The sequence below is a fragment of the Kiloniella spongiae genome, from assembly GCF_001026905.1.
Classification (GTDB): Bacteria; Pseudomonadota; Alphaproteobacteria; order Kiloniellales; family Kiloniellaceae; genus Kiloniella; species Kiloniella spongiae.
This window is the reverse complement of the sequence record NZ_LAQL01000002.1, coordinates 805,246-824,951: the sequence shown is the minus strand read 5'-3', so window position 1 is coordinate 824,951 and position 19,706 is coordinate 805,246. Positions and strand designations below refer to the sequence as shown.

Genomic DNA, 19,706 nt, shown 5'->3' with positions numbered 1-19,706 from the left:
GTTGTTTGAGACTTCGCAAGCAGCCTAATCAAACAATATAACAAAGATGAAGCCGGACAAATATTTGCCCGGCTTTGTATTGAGCATATTCCCTGAAACAAATATGGTTTTCCAACTTAGTTTGTCGGGAAATTTGGACGATCGACGTTATAGTTCTTGGCGAGATAATCGAGAATTAAAGTTAAATCAGGTTCGTCAATCTCGCTCATGCCCTGATCTTCGACCATCCATTCCAGTGTTTCCGCCCACTCATCCCGAGACAACCCTTGTTGTTGGACAATTTTTGTTGAGTGGCAGGCGGAACAGTAAATCAAAACCTCTTCCTGTCCTGGGCCTGCGACAAGTCCTTCAAACTCGTCTTCGTCGGTATCTTGCCCGAGACTCGGAGCACTAAGGGCAAAAAAAGCGGAAACCAATAGGAAAGCTGTTGCAGCACCGCGACGCAGTGATGTTTTTGTCATCGTGTAATTATCCATACATAGAGTGTTCATGACCATAGCACGAACCACCTTGGCGGTGAAAATGACCGCCAAGGTACAAACAAAAAGAACTGGAAGAGTTTAAGAAACCCGAACAGCGATGCGGTGCATGGTATTGTTCAGATAGCCTTTGGGGTTCCAGTCAATCGCATGGGGTTGGCTTTCGCCTTCAGAATCTGTGGCTTTGGCCCAAATTTCGTAATAGCCCTTTTCTGGTAAGGCGATCTCAGCAGACCAATTTTGCCAAGCGCCTGTATTTGCCGCTGTGTTCAGTTTGGCATCCAGCCAAGTTGCCCCGAAATCAACAGAAACTTTCAACGAACTGATATCTCGATCCCCGGACCATGCGTGTCCGCGAACGGTAATGTTCTTATCTGCGGTTTCCAAACCGGATTGCGGGAAGGTAATAAGGGATTTAACTGGCATACGTTCGATAATTTCAAAGTCTTTTTTATCGACTTTTTCACCTGGGGAAACCGGATGATTAGGAACGCGGTAGGCTTTGCCTGTCATTTTAGGACCATCGTGAACCTGATCCCGTAGCCAGATGCGCGTTAGCCATTTCTGTGAACAGGATCCGGGCCAGCCCGGAACAACAAGACGCAAAGGTGCACCGTTCATGGGATGAATTGGTTCGCCATTCTGTTCAAAAGCAATCAGAATATTCGGATCCATTGCTTTAGCTATGGGAACACCACGAGAAATAGGCAGCTTTTCCGGATCCCCTGAAAGGTGGGCGTCTGCACCTTCATGTGCGGTATAAACCACACTGCTTTGAACACCAGCGGCTTCCAGAACATCCTTCAAACGCACACCTGTCCATTGAGAACAGGCAACTGCACCAAGGGTCCATTGGTTACCTTTTGCAGGTGGATTAAAATAGGCGCGTCCATTTCCGCCACACTCGATGACGAGTGCTTTGGTGACAACTTCAAATTTACTTTTTAGATCAGCAATTGAGAGCGTCATAGGTTTATCGACGAGGCCGTCAATGGTCAGGGTCCAGGTCTCTGGATCCATTTCTTCTGGTGGAATGCCGTTATTGCGAATGAAGTGATGATTTACTGGTGTTATAGCATCATCAAGAAGGTGTGGCGGTGTTTCTGCATTGAGAGGGCGATCATTGAGGAGCGTTAATCCGTCTTTCCCTTCGATGACACCATTTGTTTCAGCAAGGGCAACCGGGATTAAGCCGGATGGCATGTTTTTGCTAAAGGGAATTGAAGCTCCAAGCATTGCCCCCATTGTGGCAAGACCCGCACCTTTTAGAAAGCCACGGCGATTTTGATCGGGAACACGCCCGAAAATTTTGTAATCAGCGGCAGCTGGATCGGATGAGTAGAGGTCAAAAAGCTTTGGAATTCCAGAGTTTTTAGTAGGTTTTTTTGATGGTTTTTCAGTCATGTATTCCCCGTGTACGTAGTGAATTATTTATTTTTATTCTCTTTGTAACTGTTGGAATAACGTCTCGGACTTTGGTTTTATTCCATTTGGAATGAAAAAAATTGACTGATTTCGTCGGGTAAGTCTTTTTTGTATTTTATGCTGGATTTTCAAGAAATTAAATTTTTATGATTTCAGGGCATATTTCTATCATTCCTGCTCGACTTAACAGTGCCTCTTGGGCATTCTGTGCAGCATGACTGATAACGTACCTTTCAAGCACCTCTACCTCGTCGATGGTTCCGGATATATTTTCCGGGCTTTCTTTGGCATTCCCCCGATGACACGGCCTGACGGAACACCCGTTAATGCTGTTTTCGGATTTACCAATATGTTGCTCAAACTGCGCGACGATATGGAAGCTGATGGTATTGCGGTTATCTTTGACGCCGGACGCGAAAGTTTCCGGATGGATATCTATGAAGATTATAAATCCCATAGACCGGATGCACCTGAAGATCTGATCCCTCAATTTGCCCTTATCAGAGAAGCAACTGAGGCCCTGAACCTGCCGCAGGTGGAAATGAAAGGCTTTGAAGCGGATGATCTGATTGCGACCTACGCGCGTCAAGCCAAGGAAAAAGGCATTGATGTAACCATCGTGTCATCAGACAAGGATTTGATGCAGTTGGTCGAACCAGGCATCTCCATGATGGACCCGATGAAGAACAAAACCATTGGTCCGGCTGAAGTCTTTGAAAAATTCGGTGTTCAACCGGACAAGGTTGTTGATGTACAGGCCTTGGCAGGTGATTCCGTTGATAACGTACCGGGAGTGCCGGGTATCGGAATCAAAACCGCTGCCCAACTTATTACTGAATATGGGGATCTTGAAAGTCTGCTTGAACGTGCAGGTGAGATTAAACAGCCAAAACGCCGTGAAAAGCTTCAGGATAACGCAGAACTTGCCCGTATCAGTAAGCAACTGGTGACACTTAAACAGGATGTACCTGTCGAAATTCCGTTGGAAGGTTTTGCGACCCGGGAACCTGAGGCAGAAATTCTTCGTCCCTTTTTGGAAGTAAATGCTTTCAGATCTCTTTTGGCGAGAATGTCAAAGCGACTTGGGGATGCACCGATGGAAGTGGCTGACGAAGCTGCTTCTGAAGATGGCGATCCCGAATATGAATTGGTGCAGGATGAAGTCGCACTTATGCGCTGGATTTCTGATGCGAAGCTAAAGGGAACTGTTGCCGTTGATACGGAGACAACGTCACTGAATGCCATGAGCGCCAATCTTGTTGGCGTGAGTTTGTCCACTGGGGGCAACAGGGCTTGTTACATTCCGCTCGATCATATTGCGATCTCTGAAAGTGGTGATGGTGGGCTTGATCTGTTGGGCGGTTCAGCAGATCGCCCGACGCAAATACCGAAAGAGCGTGCCATAGAACTTTTGAAGCCGTTGCTGGAAGATCCGTCGGTTCTCAAAATCGGGCAAAATATCAAGTATGATATGGTGATTTTTGCTCAAAACGGTATCTCTGTCTCTCCGGTTGATGACACGATGCTGTTATCTTATGTGCTTGAAGGTGGTATGCACGGTCATGGCATGGACGAATTGGCTGAGCTTCACCTGGATCACACGACTATTAAATTCAAGGAAGTTGCCGGAACAGGGAAATCTCAGGTTACCTTTGATAAGGTGCCTTTGGATAAAGCCTTGGATTATGCTGCGGAAGATGCCTTGATTACCTATCGTCTTCATGCTGCTTTGAAGCCACGTCTGGTTCCTGAAAAGATGACAACTGTCTATGAGACGATTGAACGGCCTTTGGTAAAAGTGCTGTCGGATATGGAACAGCGCGGGATTAAGGCGGATCGACCTTTCCTGCATCGCCTTTCTAACAATTTTGCCCAACGTCTGGTCGAATTGCAATCCGAGATTCATGAAATAGCCGGTGAGCCCTTTACCATTGGATCCCCCAAGCAGTTGGGTGAAATTCTGTTTGATAAACTGGGATTACCGGGGGGTAAAAAAGGTAAAAGCGGTTCTTACAGTACCGGGGCAGACATTCTAGAGGGGTTAGCTGCCGAAGGTCATACTTTACCGACTAAAGTTTTGGAATGGCGTCAGCTTGCCAAGTTGAAAAGTACCTATACAGATGCTTTGCAGGATCAAATCAATAGCAAAACGGGACGCGTCCATACCTCCTATGCGCAGGCCGTGGCATCAACCGGGCGATTATCTTCATCCGATCCAAATCTGCAGAACATTCCTGTACGCACCGAAGAAGGTCGAAAGATCAGAGATGCTTTTATTGCTGAAGATGGTTTTAAACTGCTTTCTGTGGATTATTCTCAGGTAGAGTTACGGCTTGTGGCTGAAATCGCTGAAGAAGACGCTTTACGTCAGGCCTTTATTGAGGGGCAGGATATTCATGCCATTACGGCACATCAGGTTTTTAATACGCCAATTGAAGGCATGGATCCGATGATACGCCGACAGGCCAAGGCGATTAATTTCGGTATTATCTATGGGCAGTCGGCCTTTGGTTTGGCCGCGAGCTTGGGGATTTCCCGAAAAGATGCCAAAGATTATATCGATGCTTATTTCGGACGTTTTCCGGGGATCAAACGCTACATGGAAGAAACCAAAGAGTTTGCCCATAAACATGGGTTTGTGAAAACACTCTTCGGGCGTCATATTCATGTGCCGTCGATCAATGAGAAAAATCCAATGCGGAAGAACTTTGGTGAACGTGCAGCCATTAATGCACCAATTCAGGGAACAGCAGCAGATATTATTAAACGGGCAATGATCAGAATGCCAGCTGCGTTGGGCAATGCTGATTTAAACGCAAAAATGCTGCTTCAGGTGCACGATGAATTGATCTTTGAAGTTCCCGAAGCAGAAGTTGAAGCGACTTCAGAGGTTGTTCGTTCTGTTATGGAAAATGCCTGTGATCCTGTGCTGAAACTCTCAATACCTCTTACCGCAGATGCAGGTGTTGGACGTAGCTGGGGCGAGGCACATTAGAAATAAATGCTGAGTGATATTGAAAGAACCGGGTTTTATGCCCGGCTTTTCTATTATTCAAACAAGATGTCAGCGAGGTCTTTATAGTCTTCGGCAATCCAGGTTGGTTTATATTCAGCATGTTCGCCATCTTTGCGGCTGGCCACACCAGTCAGGATCAGAACAGATTTCATACCTGCCTTGTGTCCTGCAAGAATATCCGTGAAGAGGTTATCCCCGATAATGGCACACTGATCTGCTGGTTTCCTTATGCGTTTTAAAGCAGCATCCATAATGGGCTTTTCAGGTTTTCCAAAAATTTCAGGCTCTTTATTTGTTGCGGCCTGAACCGCGGCAACCAGTGGTCCGGCTTCGGGTAAAATGCCGTCTTCGACTGTGATCAAGCGGTCTGTATTGGTTGCAATGAAGCGTGCGCCTTTATCGATAAAACGAAGGGCATGGCTTAGTTTTTCATAATTGATGCCGCGGTCATAGCTGACGACAACGGCATCGACGGCATGATCCGTGGTACTTTCCATAATAACCATGCCAGCTTCTTTGAGTGTTTCTTTAAGTGGTTCCTCCCCTAGGCAATAGATTTTGGTTCCGGGGGTGAGCCCCATGGCAACGGCCTGTGCAGAGGTCAGGACATCATCTTCAGTGCAGGGGATGCCCATAGATACAAGCTGATCTGCGACGGCAGAGGGGTGTCGATTGCCACGATTGGTCACAAATAAAAAGGGAATGTTGCGCTCTTTCAAAGTGGTAATGAAATCACTCGCGCCGGGAATGGCATCTGTCCCTCGATAAACGGTGCCATCAAGATCAAATAGAAGGGCCGAGATATTATGCATTAACAAAGTCCTTTTGAAATCAATTGTGGCTTAATAGCAGACTTTATTGCCAATAAAAAAGCCCAACCTTTCGGTCGGGCTTTGGTATTTTCTATGTGGTCAATTTTGGAGATCGAATCACATATTGCTTGTACTAAATTTGGGGTCGGTTCCCAGATGTTTCAAGAGGGGAACAAACTCATCTCGACGCAGATACATGATGATCAGCCCGGAGAACCAGACGCCGACAGCTTGAGTGAAGAGTTTCCCGCCGTCATTATAAGGATCAATACCCAGTGGCGTGAAGACGTGGAAGAAAATAGCGCCTGTCATCAGGGCCAGTGACAGCAAGCCGCCAAGTGATTGAAGTCTTGGGATGAAAAGCAAAATACAGGCAAGTAACTCTGCACCACCTGTTAAGTAGCGACCATGCGGTTCAAACCACACAAGCCCACTCCAATCTTCGAGAACTTGAAAAAGATGACTACCCTTGGCAAATTTGAAGGGCAGGTATCTTAAAAAAACATAGGCGATAAATATTGCAAGCAAATATGGTAGTGCTTTTTTGATCATAGACATTTGTTTTATTCCCCAAGTCTGTGTTCCATGAAGTGCATATGACTTCTTAAGTGATCAAGCACCAGTAACATTTTTGATAACAAGATGTTATCAGGATGCGCCTTACTTTGTGGTTCGGGCCTCTTTAGTTTGGGATACCAGTGCATTCCTTGCTTCAGCTGGCGTGGTAACAAGTTGGTCAAATGAGCATCTGGCATGAACGTGGCCGTTGTGCAGATCCCACCCTTCAGGATCAATACCGCACATGCGCCATTTACCCGGATCCAACCGAAAAGTTTTTTCTGCAATCAGATTAATTGCATCTGCATGGTCGCTGTTCATATGGTCGATGATGGATGTTGCGGCTTCGATGAGTTCCTGAGATTCATTGCAATCCAGTTTTAGATCTTCCGCGGGGACCCAGATGGCTTTTGCAAACCCGCCGATAAGATGTGCTTCCTGTATGTTGTAACGATAGAGGCTAAAGTCTTTGAACTCGGCATAGAGTTTTGATGCAGGATGCCGGGTTAAAAAGCGTTGTAACATCCGGTCATTATTTACTTTGTGCATGGTGCCGATCAAAGTAACGCGCCCGCCGGCCAAGGGATCTCGATATCCAGCTGTACCATCAAACAGCATCCCGGTTTTGGGGTTCTGTGCCATGTTTTGGCTGTGATCGGCGAGATCGGATAGCATCATGTAAGGCGTTGCGTCATGATCCAGTGCAACAAGAGACAATGAGGCATAGGGATGCGAACTTGAAACGGTCATTGCTTTTCCGCCGGGAGCATCCGCTGGCTTGGTATTCGGGGAAAGCTCTGTTGCAATATAGGCTTTTGTTGCCCAACGCATTAGATTTCGTGCTTTTTCAGCTTCACTAGAATTGGGGTTGGGTTTAATTTTATTCATTTGGAGTACCTGATCTAGATTTCACTAGGTTAATGTGGTCAATATATTGAAATTAAATAGAAAAAAGTGAATTTGACAATTTGTCTCTGCTTCATTGGAGACAAGAAATTATTCACTAAAACAGAGTGTAGTATTTTGGAATACTTATAAAAATTAAAAAAGATGACGTTAAATGACAACCTATTATTGATATTAACCATAATTGAAACTATTATTTGAGGAAATGTTGCTGTTGATTTTCAGTGGCTTGATTTCTATCAAGCTGTTTGTGTGTATAGAAAATCCAGACATATTTGTTAACGATTGCCAGTATTAAGGGATACTGGTTTGGAAAAGCTACAATAAGCGGTGCACCTCTGGGGTGTGCCGCTTGTTTTTTAAGGAGTTAATCTTGATACAGCAGGGGATTGTCCGTTGGTTTAGCAGCCAAAAAGGATATGGTTTCATCACGCCGCAATCGGGGGGGGAAGATGCATTTGTACATTTTGCCGCGGTGCAGAAATCTGGACTGGCAGGCTTGGTAGAGGGGCAGCAGGTAGAATATGAACTGGTTGAAAGCAGAAAAGGGCGTCTGGCCGCTGATAACATCCGGTTGCTTCAGTCTGTTGGGTAGTACTGCAAAGTATAATCGACTTGATTGGCGATAGTAGAAAACAGGGCATGGTTCATTGCCCTGTTTATTAAAGCCTCAACCCTCAGGTTATTTTATTCCCCGGGAACGCCTTGTGATGTTGAATACTGAAAGTGTAGTTCCTGATCAGGAAACACTCTGGGGTGGATGGCGTGAGCTGCCATGGCTGCTTCGGAAAAGCCGCACAGGATAAGTTTCAACTTGTTTTCATAGGTTGCGACATCTCCGATAGCATAGATGCCGGACTGTTTGGTTTCGCAGGTAGCTGGATTGACAAGAATATGATTGCGTTCCAGTTCAAAACCCCAGCCTGCAATAGGACCAAGGTCTGTTGCCAGCCCATAAAAAGGTAACAGGATATCGGCCTCCAAGGCACGTTCATTTCCCTGTAGATCCTTGACGATGACGGATGAGAGTTTTCCGTCTGTTCCTTCCAATCCATGAAGCTGGTAGGGAACAACCATCTCTACTTTGTCAGTCTCTGCCAAGGCTCTCATTCTGGCAACTGACTCCGGCGCTGCCCGGAACTTGTCGCGTCTGTGGACGACATAAACTTTTTTGGCGACCTGTGGCAGGGACATGGCCCAATCGACAGCACTGTCACCACCACCCGCAATAACAACGGTTTTGTCTCTGAAATCTTCACGGCGTTTGACCAGATAGAAAACAGATTTGCCTTCAAATCTTTCGAGACCATCAAGAGGGGGACGGTTGGGGCCAAAAGCACCTGCGCCAGCCGCAATAATAACGGCTTTGCAGTCAATAACAGTGTCTTTTGTAGTTGTAACGCGCCATGTATTATCGCTCTGTTGCGTCAGGCCGCAGACTTGCTGATCTAAATGATATGCAGGATCAAAAGGTGCAGCTTGTTGTTCCAGATGTTCGATAAGTTCGGCTGCTGCGACGGTTGGAAAACCGGGAATGTCATAGATCGGCTTTTCGGGGTAGAGCGCTGTACATTGTCCGCCTGTAGCTTCCAGGGCATCTATTACATGAGCCTTCATGCCAAGCATGCCGCATTGGAACACGGAAAAAAGACCAGTTGGTCCTGCGCCGATAATTACAACGTCAGTTTTCTGGATAGTTTGACTCACGTAGATAATCCTCATGATCGCCATAAGAGGCAGTTAGAATAGCTCTATAAAAGGCGCATTGTATTTAAGCTTTGGGGCGATTCAATAGTAGAAAAACGCCAAAGCCATGTTTTTCTTCCATACAGAAACGTAATTTGATCGCAGATTTTACGTAAATCGATATATTTTTTACTCAAAGTTTGAAAATTATCTTCCCATAAGTGCCCATTCAGGAACAAAATGCTGCCATAGTCACGCGCCACATTGCTTAATGTGACAGGATACTTACTATTTGATTCGCTTAAGCGAAATAAGGGTGTCGCCCCGGATAAAGGCTCGACCCCTGAACTTGAAATGAGGAATGGCATGGAAGGCAATATCGTACTGGTAGATGACGACAGAAATATTTTAACGTCGGTATCTATTGCTCTTGAATCCGAAGGCTTCAAAGTTAGAACCTATACAGATGGTTCCGAAGCGTTGCGTGGAATGGCCTCCAATCCAGCAGATCTTGCTGTTCTTGATATCAAGATGCCCCGAATGGATGGCATGGAACTTTTGCGTCGTATTCGTGAGGGCAACTCTATCCCCGTGATTTTCCTGACATCGAAAGATGATGAAATCGACGAAGTTTTGGGACTTCGTATGGGGGCGGATGATTATATCACTAAACCTTTTTCTCAGCGATTGCTCGTTGAGCGAATCAGAGCATTATTGCGTCGGGAAAAAGCGAAGCAGGATTTCAGCGAAGGCAAAGAAGGCGAAAAGCCTATCCAGCGCGGTGAAATGATGCTTGATGCATCACGTCATCTCTGTACCTGGAAGGGGAAGCACGTCAATTTGACTGTGACAGAGTTTTTAATTCTCAAAGCCTTGGCCCAACGGCCTGGACATGTGAAAAATCGCGATCAATTAATGGATGCGGCATACGGCGATGCGGTCTATGTTGATGATCGAACAATTGACAGTCATATCAAAAGATTACGGAAAAAATTCAAAGAGTGTGATGACGATTTTGGCCAGATTGAAACGTTATATGGCGTTGGCTATCGCTATCGTGAATAGGTGGAATATCCAGCAAAATATCCAATGGGGGGATAGCTGTAAGAAAGAGCTTGAGGCTCTTGTGATACGGAGAACCTTTTGATGGATAGGATGGAACGCATAGGTCTGTTTATTGGGATGGGACTGATTGTTCTCGGACTGGTAACATTGTTTGACGGTACGAATGAACATTCAGATTTGAAGTCGAAGACGAATAGATCCGAATTGTTGAGTAATAATACCGGGGAGAAGACATCTGGCCCGGTATTACCCGACTACGATATTATCCTTGTGAACTCTGCTGGCGTCAGCAGTGGTTCACCTGCGCAGTCTTTGAGCCGACAGCAGGAAAAAGTAATCCGCTTGGCCCTTAAAACTGGTGGAACTGGTTCACCCTGTGATTTGCAGGGGAAACGCCCTGACCGCGTTTTATGGGGGCAACGGGGAAACCAGAAGCATTTGGATAGCCTGTCAGTTTTTTCTGATGAGAAATTGATTTATCTTGGTAGTTATCTTGAAGCCTGGAAAATACAGGCGACTGGTGGGACTGTGACTTGCTACAGTTTAAATGACCAGGCTGCCAAAATCTTGACTGAGCTATAATAATTTGATGTTGTTTGGGGGAAACTGTGGCTGACGAAAGCCATAAGCAAAAAGCAGAAATAGCACAGACCGTTAAAAAGCACCGTAAGGGGCGCAAGCGGGGATGGCGTTCGTCTTTAACACACAAAATTCTCCTGATTAACAGCTTTGTTCTGATGATCCCTGTTGTCGGATTGATGCACTTGGAACAGTACAGACTGAGCCTTATTGCGTCGGAACTGGATGCTTTGTCGATACAGGGTCGTGCTTTTTCTCTTAGTTTGGGATCAACGGCTGTTGTGGCCAGTCAAGTGGGAAGTGAAAAACTTGTGCCCGAACTGACGCGCAGTTTGATGCGGGCAATGCTGAATGACATCGGTGTCCGAGCCCGCATCTTTGCAACCAGCGGGGAAATGTTGGCTGATAGTCTCTATCTTGCCGGGGTTGGTGGTCCTGTTGAAGTCGGGGAACTTCCGCCGCCTGGGGGCATGGGGATGGTGGATCGCATCATTCTGTTTTACGAAGAGATCATTAACTGGCTGCCGGGGCATGATGATTGGCCTCTCTATAGAGAAGCGCAGCATCAAAGTGCAGAAGACTATACCGAAGTGCTTATTGCCTTGAACGGTGAACCTGCAGGCATGGTACGGACGGATACAACAGGCCGCCTTGTTCTGTCGATGGCAGTTCCTGTGCAACGATATCGCCAAGTTCTTGGCGCTTTAATGCTTTCAAAAGATGCGCAGGTCGTGACACAAGCGGTGCAGGATCGTCGCAGGGATATTCTCGCAGTTTGCGGTTTGGCGCTGGGTGTTACGGTTCTTTTATCTCTATATCTTGCGGGAATTATTGGGCGCCCGTTGCGTCGGTTGGCAAATGCAGCCGACTTTGTGCGGTATGGGAAAGGGCGTGAATACGAAATTCCCGACTTTACCCATCGTGGCGATGAAATCGGTGATTTGTCTGGCGCTCTGCGGGCAATGACCGAAGCATTGTGGGCCAGAATGGATGCCATCGAAGGTTTTGCTGCGGATGTTTCCCATGAGATCAAAAATCCACTGACGTCGCTTCGCTCAGCTGTTGAAACCGTTGCTCGTGTGAGTGACCCTGAACAACAAAAAAAGCTTTTGGCCATTATTATGGATGATGTTCAACGGTTGGATCGTTTGATCAGCGATATATCTGATGCATCACGTTTGGATGCAGAGCTTTCCCGGGCCAAGATGGAAGAGGTTGATGTTGGTAAGCTTTTGGAAGCTTTGGTCGAAATTCAACGTGTCGATAAAAATTGTCCTGTTTTTGAAACCGACATAAAAACGGATGAAAAGCTTTGTGTTCAGGGATTGGAAGGGCGATTGGGGCAGGTTTTGCGTAATCTGATGACCAACGCAAAAACATTCAGCCCGAAAGATGGTAAAATTCGCTTGGCAGCAAGATCAGAAGACGGGAAAGTGATCATTACTGTTGATGATGATGGTCCGGGTATTATCCCCGGTAAATTTGAAGCCATTTTTGATCGCTTTTACACCGAACGTCCTGAAGGTGAAAAATTTGGAACCCATTCTGGCCTTGGCCTGAGTATTTCCAAACAGATTATTGAAGCTCATAACGGAGCCATAACGGCAGAAAATAGGATGGATGAAAACGGTGATGTCCTTGGGGCACGTTTTATTATCTCTTTACCGGAAGAACTGCGATAGATGTCTGATAGTCAACTTGTACACAGCACAACGATTGCCTTTGAAAAAGGTGGATGGTTGACGGCTGTGCTGTTGCGGGGCGAACCTGGAGCGGGGAAATCGGACTTGGCGTTAAGGGTAATTGATGCTGGACGCGCTGAACTTGTTTCTGATGATCAAACCATTTTGGTTAGACAGGGAAATAAACTCCTCGCTTCGGCCCCCTCAACGATTGCAGGCAAATTGGAAGTCAGAGGCTTGGGAATTGTTTCTTTTTCCTATTGCTCTGATGTGCCTGTGGGGTTGATCGTGGATCTTGTATCTCGTGAAGAGGTCGAACGATTACCCGAATCAGCCAGAGAAGAAATTTTAGGTATTGAGATCTCACGGATGCGACTGCATAGCTTTGATCATTCAACTGTCGCAAAGCTGTTACTTGCCATATCCAATCCAGAAAGCGATATAGTAAGATAAAATATTGTTCTTTCTGTCATTTGCTGGGTACTGGGGCGCGCATTAATGTCAATCACTCAAGACAATAAAGTCGAAAATCCTCTTCGTGTCGTTTTGGTGACCGGGCTTTCCGGCGCGGGACGTTCCACTGCTATGAAAGTGCTTGAAGATCACGGATTTGAGGCAATTGATAATCTGCCCCTGAATCTGCTGGATCTTGTTATTGGTGATAAACCGCGCCGTCGTCCTCTGGCTGTCGGTATTGATATCCGTTCCCGCAACTTTTCTGCACCACCGCTTCTTGAGCATATTCGCGAACTGAAAAAACGGCCCGAGTTGGATGTTTCACTGGTTTTCCTAAACTGCTCGGTTGATGTTCTTGAAAGACGCTTCAAAGAAACACGTCGTCGCCATCCGCTTTCTGAAGATCGCCCCTTAAAGGACGGTATTCTTGCCGAACGTTTATTGGTTGCTCCGCTTCAGGCCCGGGCTGATTTTGCAATTGACAGTTCGGACACCACGTCGGCTGATTTCAGGCAAAATCTAACAAGTTTGCTGGGGTTGGAAGAAAGTGGTGTGATGACCGTACAGGTCATGTCTTTTTCTTATCGTTTCGGCGTACCAAGAGAAGCTGATCTTATGTTTGACGTGCGCTTTTTGCGAAATCCCCATTACGATCCTCACCTGCGGCCTTTATCGGGGAAAGACAAAGCTGTTTCGGACTATGTCCGCGAAGACCCGGATTTTTCCAGCTTTGCATCGCACTTAAAGGATCTGGTGATCCCCCTTCTGGCGCGCTATCAGCAAGAAGGCAAAAATTATCTGACCATTGCAATAGGCTGTACAGGTGGACGACACAGGTCTGTTGCTTTAACGGAATGGTTGGGCCGCGAACTGGATGATGTCTGGCCGCAAATGATTATTGCGCATCGGGATATGGACAAAGAACCTGACCGGTACAAATAAGCCCTGATTGTTAATTCTGATAATGCTCTGGCGTATTTATATAACCGAGTAGACGAAAAAACAGAGAAATAGCCATATAACAAATTGTAAGTTCTGTGTTCTTTCTACTGTTAAGTCTCAAAATCCCTTCTTTCTTGATAATATTTACCTTTAGTGCGCGGCTTCGCCTTGTATGAGGTCATGGTTTGCTGCTAATTTTCCCGTATACAAAGGGAAAGCGCCTGCGGAAAGGGAAGGCATGATAGGGATGGTTCTGGTCACACATGGTGACTTGGCTCTCGAATTCGTGGCAGCATTGGAACATGTTGTGGGACCACAAACACAGATAGAAACTGTGTGTATTGGCCCCGAGGATGATATGGAGCAAAGGCGTCAGGAAATTATCTCTTCTGTTGAAAAGGTAGAAGACGGTAGCGGTGTTGTGATTTTGACAGACATGTTTGGTGGTACTCCTTCTAACCTTGCCATATCAATTATGGATAAGGCCAATGTAGAGGTCGTTGCTGGTGTTAATTTGCCTCTTTTGATCAAACTGGCTGGCCTGCGAGAAACGAAAACCATGAAAGAAGCTGTTTTGGAAGCCCAGGAAGCTGGCCGTAAGTATATCCACGTTGCTTCCGAGCTGCTCTAAGCGTGCTTAAAACCAAATGCTGAAGGTTTTAAGGGGGAAATAGAAGTTGCTTACCAAAACATTGATGATTTTGAACAAGCGGGGATTGCATGCCAGAGCTTCGGCAAAGTTTGTAAAAGTTGCCGAAGTTTTCAATGCAGAAGTGACCGTTTGCAAGGATGGAACAAGTGTATCTGGTTGTTCCATTATGGGCCTGATGATGTTGGCAGCGGCACCTGGATGTGAAATAGAGCTGTCCGCCAGTGGACCTTCTGCCCAAGAAGCAATGGATGCATTGGAAGAGCTGGTTTTGAATAAATTTGACGAAGATTGATATGGTTAAGTCTGGCGGCACAAATTCTAACATCGGAAATTGCTGAGACATGTCGAAGTGAGCTGAAGTGACGATCATTTTGCATAAATTATGAGATAGGAATGCGCTGTGACCAATAAGTCCGGTGAACGTATATTCGAAGGTCTTGCTGTCTCACCCGGGGTGGTGATCGGTTCTGCTTATGTAAGTGAATCCAGTGACATCCAGATTTTGGAATATCGGGTTCCAACGGCAAAGATTTCTGCTGAACTAAAACGTTTGTCTGATGCGGTTCAAAAGGCGCAAAATCAAGTTCTCAAGCTGCACGGGCAGTCAAAGGATTTTCACGGTGCAGCAGGTGAAGAGCTTGGCTATTTGCTCGATGCGCATATGCAGATGCTCAAAAGTTCAAGCTTGATTGGTGGTATCGAAGCGCGGATTCAAACGGGGCAAAAAAATGCTGAAGCGGCTGTGATGGCCGAAGTCGGTCAAATTGCGCGTAAATTTTCGTCGATGGAAGATCCGTATCTGCGGACAAAGTCACAGGAAGTGCGTGAAGTCGGGCATCGTATTGTTCGCAACTTGACCAAGACAAAAGCAGATTCCTATTCTGGCCTGACCCGTAATTCAGTTATTCTTTCAGAAGAAATTACGCCTGCTGATACCGCGATGATGGATCCTAGCTACATTGGCGGGTTTGCCACTGTGCTTGGTGGTCCAGAGGGACACACCGCCATTATGGCACGTTCACTTGGCTTGCCTGCTGTTTTGGGGGTGCCGGGGCTTCTTAAGGGGGTGGAAAACGGCGAAGCAATAATTATTGATGGCACAAACGGGCGGGTGATTATTAACCCCAGTCCTGCGCGGATCAAAGATTACAAACTTCGTCTGAAGGATATCGAGCGTGAGGCCAAAGTTCTGGCAGGGTTACGCGATATTGCGGCTGTGACGATTGATGACGAAAGAGTTGGATTGCAAGCTAATGTCGAGTTGCCGCGCGAAACGGGACAGGCAGTTGCGAACGGGGCCGAAGGTGTCGGCCTGTTAAGGACCGAATTTCTGTTTATGAACAGAGAGGAACTACCGACAGAGCAGGAGCAGTATGAAGCGCTGGCTGAAATAATTGATGGCATGTCGGGTCGACCTGTGACAATCCGAACGCTCGATGCTGGGGGCGAAAAACTGGTTTCTGCTTTGGGAACACATCCTACAGAGTCACAAAATCCGGCGCTTGGACTTCGGGCAATCCGCTTGTCTTTGAAGCACCGTGATTTGTTGAAAACGCAATTGCGCGCCATCTTGCGGGCCAGTGCGCACGGTCCTCTGCGTATTTTATTACCGATGGTGACGACACCAAGTGAGGTTCGTGAAGTTCGCAAAGCCTTAACTGAAGTTGCAGAGGGTTTGAAAAAGCAGAATATTCGCATTGCTGATCCTTTACCACCACTTGGGATAATGATTGAGGTGCCCGGTGCTGCATTGGCAGCGGACGGACTTGCTAAAGTTGCTGATTTCTTTGCTATCGGAACCAATGATCTGACAATGTATACCCTTGCAATCGACAGGGCAGAGGAACAGGTTGCTTATCTTTATAATCCCCTACACCCAGCGGTATTACGCTTGATTTCCTTTGCTGTTGATGCCGCGCGACGGGCTCATATTCCGGTTTCAGTTTGTGGTGAGGTTGCTGGTGATGTGGACTACTTGCCATTGTTGCTTGGTTTGGGGGTCCGGGATCTTTCCATGAGCTCGAATGCCTTGCCGCGGGTTAAAAACAGAATTCTCAAACTGAATATGGAAGATGTGACTCGTCGTGCAGAAGCAATAATGACCCAGCACGATCCGGGTCGTATTTCGATTATGCTACAGGATTACAATGAACGCTATAATTCATAACAATCTTGTATCGGTCTTAATTGACTAATCAGATGGCGGCGTTAAAGGAATGCGGAGAAACACGCCAAATTCTTTTGTAAAATCGCAACTTACTCTGGCGTGAACGGCCCCTTGTTTATCGTAGAAACGGGATTTAGGGGAAAGTGGTGTGATGGCTTCGTGCCAGATGCCCGGGTGAATGCATAGTCCAAATGAACCGTCACAATAAAATGCGACCCAATCTTCGGGTTTCATATCATCCCCGGTTTTTGCCAGAGCTGCAATAAAGGGTTTGTTGTCCAAGGGATAAAAGAGCTGTGCGCCATCAGGATGGTAATTGGCGTGCCAGATCAAGAGCTGGGAACGATCCGGGGTGATGTTTTCTCGGGATGCCTTTCCCGGTTGCTCTGACCACCCCAGAATATAGCGATCATTCACCGCCATGTTTTGCCCTAACAGAACATCGCCTTCCCACCAGAATTCAAAAATACCTTCCAAATGTCCTGCTTCGTCACCAGTGCCTTCGTCAATTTTGCGCCATCCCTGCGCGGGCCATTGAACGATTTCTACGGGATGTGACATATAATCCGTCACGACGGTCCCAAAACCTTGGAGCGAATCAGATGTAGCTTTGATTAGGGGAACGTGGAAAAGAGGAAGCTCATCCGGCACAGCAGGGTTCATATAATCAAAGGATTTCTTTTCAGCATACTTCTTTGAGGTATCGTTCGGAGAAGGTGGTTTTGACATTAAAGTCTTCCTATGGATGTTCTGATCCTGCCATCAGTTTGTTATTTGAGGCTTATCAAGACAAATTAAATTCAGTATTTAATAAATTAAATAAAATTTAATTTAGGGTCTAACAAGAAAATGAGACATAGTCAGCTAAGAGCTTTTGATGCCGTGGCAAGAGAAGGGAGTTTTGCCAAGGGGGCTCATCTTTTAAGCCTCAGCCCTCCCGCAGTTACAATTCAGGTGAAAAGTTTAGAAGAATCTTACGGGTTGACACTTTTTATCCGCAGTGGCGGCAAGGCAATTCTCACATCGGATGGTCAGGGGCTGTATGATAGAACACGTCGATTTTTTATCGAAGAGGAAGATATTCAAAACTACCTGTCAGCATCTTCAGCTTTGGAAAAAGGGCATCTGAAAATAGCAGCAGATGGCCCCCATGCAGCCTTGAATATCATCGCGACATTTCGGGAAAAATATCCGGGTATCAAGTTGACCGTAATGCTAGGGAATGCTGAGACGGTGAGACAGGACATTCTAGGACAAAGAGCGGATGTAGGAATAACGGCTAATTGTCCTGAAAGTGACCGTCTTGTCATTGATGAACTCTCTGTACAGTCAATGACCGCTCTGATTCACAAGGATCATCCTTTAGCTGCTCGAAAGCTTCTTTGCTTGTCTGATTTGATGGATGAACAATTGATTTTGCGTGAACGAGGATCCAATACCCGGCGGGTCTTCGAAGGTGCCGTGAAAGAATTGTCTCTGAGTTATGAAAATGAGTTGGAATTGGGTAGCCGTGAAGCTGTACGAGAAGCTGTTGCTGTGGGGTTGGGCATCGGGTTCTTATTCGAGCATGAAATATTGGGGGATAATCGAACGGTCGCTGTGCCCCTGAAAGAGCTTGCGAATAGTAACCGTGACATGGTGATTTGTCTCAAAAGCCAGCTTAAGCGACGGGTCGTGGAAGCTTTTGTCTCATTAGCAAGAACATTTGCAGGATCATCAGGCGCTTTGCGATAAGATTATTGATAAAATATTGATATCAAATGAAGCCGGGCATTGTCATGTTTCGCGAATGTAAAGGATGGCTGTGATTTTAGGAAATGGGTTGCAATATTAATTCAAGACTGCTAATTATCTGTCAAAATCAACACATAAAGATTTCTTTATGTGACTGCAATAAACGAAAGCTAAGTACATGACAGAATTTACTGATTATAAAGTTGCGGATATGTCCCTTGCTGATTGGGGCCGTAAAGAAATCACTATTGCTGAAACAGAAATGCCAGGCCTGATGGCGCTTCGTGAAGAATTCGGCCAAAGCAAACCGCTTGCGGGTTCTCGTATTGCTGGTTGTCTTCACATGACAATTCAGACGGCTGTTCTTATTGAAACCCTTACCGCTCTTGGTGCTGAGATTCGTTGGTCTTCTTGTAACATCTTCTCGACCCAAGATCAGGCTGCTGCTGCGATTGCCGCAACTGGTGTTCCTGTTTTCGCCTGGAAAGGTGAGACCGAGGAAGAATTCAACTGGTGTATTGAGCAGACAATTGAAGGGCCTGATGGTTGGAAGCCAAACCTCATCCTTGATGATGGTGGCGATCTTACTGTTATGGTTCACGATCATTTCCCAGAGCTTCTTGACGATATCCGCGGTCTTTCTGAAGAAACGACAACAGGTGTTCACCGTCTGTATGAAATGGCGAAAAAAGGCACATTGAAAGTACCTGCGATCAACGTAAACGATTCAGTAACAAAATCTAAATTTGATAACCTATACGGTTGTCGCGAATCACTTGTTGATGGCATCAAACGTGCAACTGACGTTATGGTTGCCGGTAAAGTTGCTGTTGTTGGTGGCTTCGGTGATGTTGGTAAAGGTTCCGCAGCTTCCCTTCGTACACAGGGTGCACGTGTTCTTGTAACTGAAATTGATCCAATTTGTGCGCTTCAGGCCGCAATGGAAGGTTACGAAGTAACAACAATGGAAGACGCTGCTTCTATTGGTGACATCTTTGTAACAACAACAGGTAACAAAAACATTATTACAATCGATCACATGCGTGAGATGAAAGATCGCGCAATCGTTTGTAACATCGGTCACTTTGATTCAGAAATTCAGATCGCTGCTCTTCGCAACTACCCTTGGCACAATGTTAAAGACCAGGTTGATGAAGTAGAATTCCCGGATGGCAAGCGCCTGATCATTCTTGCCGAAGGTCGTCTTGTTAATCTTGGTTGTGCAACAGGTCACCCAAGCTTTGTGATGTCAGCATCCTTTACAAACCAGGTACTGGCACAGATCGAACTTTGGGAAAATTCAGCTAACTACGAAAACAAAGTTTATGTTCTTCCAAAATCGCTGGATGAAAAAGTTGCAATGCTTCACCTCGCAAAATTGGGTGTTAAGCTGACCAAATTGACAGACGAGCAGGCTGAGTACATTGATGTACCCGTAGAAGGTCCTTTCAAACAGGATCACTACCGTTACTAATAATATTGTCAGGGTTTGATTGTCGGTATTTACCGATAAGATAGCTGCTAAACGTTATATTCAAGGGGTGCAG

The 19,706-nt window shown here is 46.1% G+C and carries 19 protein-coding genes; 12 read left to right on the top strand and 7 right to left on the bottom strand.

The genetic code is table 11. The features are described from left to right. Positions 1 to 116: 116 nt before the first annotated feature. Together WH96_RS03835 and WH96_RS03830 are read right to left on the bottom strand one after the other, a co-directional pair. Complete coding sequence (locus tag WH96_RS03835) at positions 117 to 461, bottom strand: hypothetical protein (RefSeq protein ID WP_053005640.1); 345 nt, start codon at positions 459 to 461, stop codon at positions 117 to 119. 99 nt (positions 462 to 560) lie between these two features. After that, complete coding sequence (locus tag WH96_RS03830; protein ID WP_047762726.1) at positions 561 to 1,883, bottom strand: molybdopterin-dependent oxidoreductase; 1,323 nt, start codon at positions 1,881 to 1,883, stop codon at positions 561 to 563. 235 nt (positions 1,884 to 2,118) lie between these two features. Here WH96_RS03830 and polA point away from each other — a divergent pair, with 235 nt between their 5' ends. After that, positions 2,119 to 4,899 carry a DNA polymerase I gene (polA, locus tag WH96_RS03825; protein ID WP_047762725.1) on the top strand — a complete coding sequence of 927 codons (2,781 nt, stop codon included), beginning with the start codon at positions 2,119 to 2,121 and terminating at the stop codon, positions 4,897 to 4,899. Positions 4,900 to 4,952: 53 nt separating this feature from the next. Here the strand turns inward: polA and WH96_RS03820 are convergent, their stop codons facing one another. The 3 genes from WH96_RS03820 to WH96_RS03810 all read right to left on the bottom strand — a co-directional run bounded on the left by WH96_RS03820 (position 4,953) and on the right by WH96_RS03810 (position 7,178). After that, on the bottom strand, positions 4,953 to 5,732 hold the full coding sequence (locus tag WH96_RS03820; RefSeq protein ID WP_047762724.1) for an HAD-IIA family hydrolase: 780 nt from the start codon (positions 5,730 to 5,732) through the stop codon (positions 4,953 to 4,955). Between the two features lie 117 nt (positions 5,733 to 5,849). Then, positions 5,850 to 6,290: a DoxX family protein gene (locus tag WH96_RS03815; RefSeq protein WP_047762723.1), complete on the bottom strand. Its 441-nt coding sequence runs from the start codon at positions 6,288 to 6,290 to the stop codon at positions 5,850 to 5,852. 102 nt (positions 6,291 to 6,392) lie between these two features. Beyond that, a complete protein-coding gene (locus WH96_RS03810) occupies positions 6,393 to 7,178 on the bottom strand; it encodes a HugZ family pyridoxamine 5'-phosphate oxidase (RefSeq protein WP_082130307.1) in 786 nt (261 codons plus the stop codon). A gap of 391 nt (positions 7,179 to 7,569) precedes the next feature. Between WH96_RS03810 and WH96_RS03805 the strand changes: the two genes are divergently transcribed. After that, the gene (locus tag WH96_RS03805) at positions 7,570 to 7,791 is read left to right on the top strand and encodes a cold-shock protein (RefSeq protein ID WP_342667206.1); all 222 of its coding nucleotides are present in this window, start codon (positions 7,570 to 7,572) and stop codon (positions 7,789 to 7,791) included. A 92-nt stretch (positions 7,792 to 7,883) separates the two neighbouring features. Here WH96_RS03805 and WH96_RS03800 read toward each other — a convergent pair whose 3' ends face one another. Next, the gene (locus WH96_RS03800; protein WP_156176681.1) at positions 7,884 to 8,918 is read right to left on the bottom strand and encodes an NAD(P)/FAD-dependent oxidoreductase; all 1,035 of its coding nucleotides are present in this window, start codon (positions 8,916 to 8,918) and stop codon (positions 7,884 to 7,886) included. A gap of 330 nt (positions 8,919 to 9,248) precedes the next feature. Here WH96_RS03800 and WH96_RS03790 point away from each other — a divergent pair, with 330 nt between their 5' ends. The 8 genes from WH96_RS03790 to ptsP all read left to right on the top strand — a co-directional run bounded on the left by WH96_RS03790 (position 9,249) and on the right by ptsP (position 16,425). Beyond that, entirely contained in the window at positions 9,249 to 9,947 is a 699-nt protein-coding gene (locus tag WH96_RS03790) for a response regulator transcription factor (RefSeq protein ID WP_047762720.1), read from the top strand. 81 nt (positions 9,948 to 10,028) lie between these two features. Next, on the top strand, positions 10,029 to 10,529 hold the full coding sequence (locus WH96_RS03785) for a hypothetical protein (protein ID WP_047762719.1): 501 nt from the start codon (positions 10,029 to 10,031) through the stop codon (positions 10,527 to 10,529). A 26-nt stretch (positions 10,530 to 10,555) separates the two neighbouring features. After that, complete coding sequence (locus tag WH96_RS03780) at positions 10,556 to 12,208, top strand: stimulus-sensing domain-containing protein (protein ID WP_047762718.1); 1,653 nt, start codon at positions 10,556 to 10,558, stop codon at positions 12,206 to 12,208. Beyond that, on the top strand, positions 12,209 to 12,661 hold the full coding sequence (locus WH96_RS03775; protein ID WP_047762717.1) for an HPr kinase/phosphorylase: 453 nt from the start codon (positions 12,209 to 12,211) through the stop codon (positions 12,659 to 12,661). It begins immediately after the preceding gene. A 45-nt stretch (positions 12,662 to 12,706) separates the two neighbouring features. After that, positions 12,707 to 13,606 carry an RNase adapter RapZ gene (rapZ, locus tag WH96_RS03770; protein WP_047762716.1) on the top strand — a complete coding sequence of 300 codons (900 nt, stop codon included), beginning with the start codon at positions 12,707 to 12,709 and terminating at the stop codon, positions 13,604 to 13,606. Positions 13,607 to 13,844: 238 nt separating this feature from the next. Continuing rightward, complete coding sequence (locus tag WH96_RS03765) at positions 13,845 to 14,237, top strand: PTS sugar transporter subunit IIA (protein ID WP_047762715.1); 393 nt, start codon at positions 13,845 to 13,847, stop codon at positions 14,235 to 14,237. Between the two features lie 64 nt (positions 14,238 to 14,301). Continuing rightward, positions 14,302 to 14,550 carry an HPr family phosphocarrier protein gene (locus WH96_RS03760; RefSeq protein ID WP_047762857.1) on the top strand — a complete coding sequence of 83 codons (249 nt, stop codon included), beginning with the start codon at positions 14,302 to 14,304 and terminating at the stop codon, positions 14,548 to 14,550. 108 nt (positions 14,551 to 14,658) lie between these two features. Beyond that, complete coding sequence (ptsP, locus tag WH96_RS03755) at positions 14,659 to 16,425, top strand: phosphoenolpyruvate--protein phosphotransferase (RefSeq protein ID WP_047762714.1); 1,767 nt, start codon at positions 14,659 to 14,661, stop codon at positions 16,423 to 16,425. Positions 16,426 to 16,449: 24 nt separating this feature from the next. On the opposite strand, the gene WH96_RS03750 is transcribed toward ptsP, so the two are convergent. Further along, positions 16,450 to 17,154 (bottom strand): ureidoglycolate lyase, encoded by a 705-nt coding sequence (locus tag WH96_RS03750; protein ID WP_047762713.1) that lies wholly within the window; start codon positions 17,152 to 17,154, stop codon positions 16,450 to 16,452. Between the two features lie 120 nt (positions 17,155 to 17,274). Between WH96_RS03750 and WH96_RS03745 the strand changes: the two genes are divergently transcribed. Beyond that, entirely contained in the window at positions 17,275 to 18,159 is an 885-nt protein-coding gene (locus tag WH96_RS03745; protein WP_047762712.1) for a LysR substrate-binding domain-containing protein, read from the top strand. A 178-nt stretch (positions 18,160 to 18,337) separates the two neighbouring features. Beyond that, a complete protein-coding gene (gene ahcY / locus WH96_RS03740; protein WP_047762711.1) occupies positions 18,338 to 19,633 on the top strand; it encodes an adenosylhomocysteinase in 1,296 nt (431 codons plus the stop codon). Positions 19,634 to 19,706 lie beyond the last annotated feature (73 nt).

Bases quoted from the DNA above. Each gene is read 5' to 3' on its own strand.
- WH96_RS03835 (WP_053005640.1), bottom strand. From the start codon at position 461: ATGACAAAAACATCACTGCGTCGCGGTGCTGCAACAGCTTTCCTATTG.
- WH96_RS03830 (WP_047762726.1), bottom strand. From the start codon at position 1,883: ATGACTGAAAAACCATCAAAAAAACCTACTAAAAACTCTGGAATTCCA.
- polA (WP_047762725.1), top strand. From the start codon at position 2,119: ATGACTGATAACGTACCTTTCAAGCACCTCTACCTCGTCGATGGTTCC.
- WH96_RS03820 (WP_047762724.1), bottom strand. From the start codon at position 5,732: ATGCATAATATCTCGGCCCTTCTATTTGATCTTGATGGCACCGTTTAT.
- WH96_RS03815 (WP_047762723.1), bottom strand. From the start codon at position 6,290: ATGTCTATGATCAAAAAAGCACTACCATATTTGCTTGCAATATTTATC.
- WH96_RS03810 (WP_082130307.1), bottom strand. From the start codon at position 7,178: ATGAATAAAATTAAACCCAACCCCAATTCTAGTGAAGCTGAAAAAGCA.
- WH96_RS03800 (WP_156176681.1), bottom strand. From the start codon at position 8,918: ATGAGGATTATCTACGTGAGTCAAACTATCCAGAAAACTGACGTTGTA.
- WH96_RS03790 (WP_047762720.1), top strand. From the start codon at position 9,249: ATGGAAGGCAATATCGTACTGGTAGATGACGACAGAAATATTTTAACG.
- WH96_RS03785 (WP_047762719.1), top strand. From the start codon at position 10,029: ATGGATAGGATGGAACGCATAGGTCTGTTTATTGGGATGGGACTGATT.
- WH96_RS03775 (WP_047762717.1), top strand. From the start codon at position 12,209: ATGTCTGATAGTCAACTTGTACACAGCACAACGATTGCCTTTGAAAAA.
- rapZ (WP_047762716.1), top strand. From the start codon at position 12,707: ATGTCAATCACTCAAGACAATAAAGTCGAAAATCCTCTTCGTGTCGTT.
- WH96_RS03765 (WP_047762715.1), top strand. From the start codon at position 13,845: ATGATAGGGATGGTTCTGGTCACACATGGTGACTTGGCTCTCGAATTC.
- WH96_RS03760 (WP_047762857.1), top strand. From the start codon at position 14,302: ATGATTTTGAACAAGCGGGGATTGCATGCCAGAGCTTCGGCAAAGTTT.
- WH96_RS03750 (WP_047762713.1), bottom strand. From the start codon at position 17,154: ATGTCAAAACCACCTTCTCCGAACGATACCTCAAAGAAGTATGCTGAA.
- WH96_RS03745 (WP_047762712.1), top strand. From the start codon at position 17,275: ATGAGACATAGTCAGCTAAGAGCTTTTGATGCCGTGGCAAGAGAAGGG.
- ahcY (WP_047762711.1), top strand. From the start codon at position 18,338: ATGACAGAATTTACTGATTATAAAGTTGCGGATATGTCCCTTGCTGAT.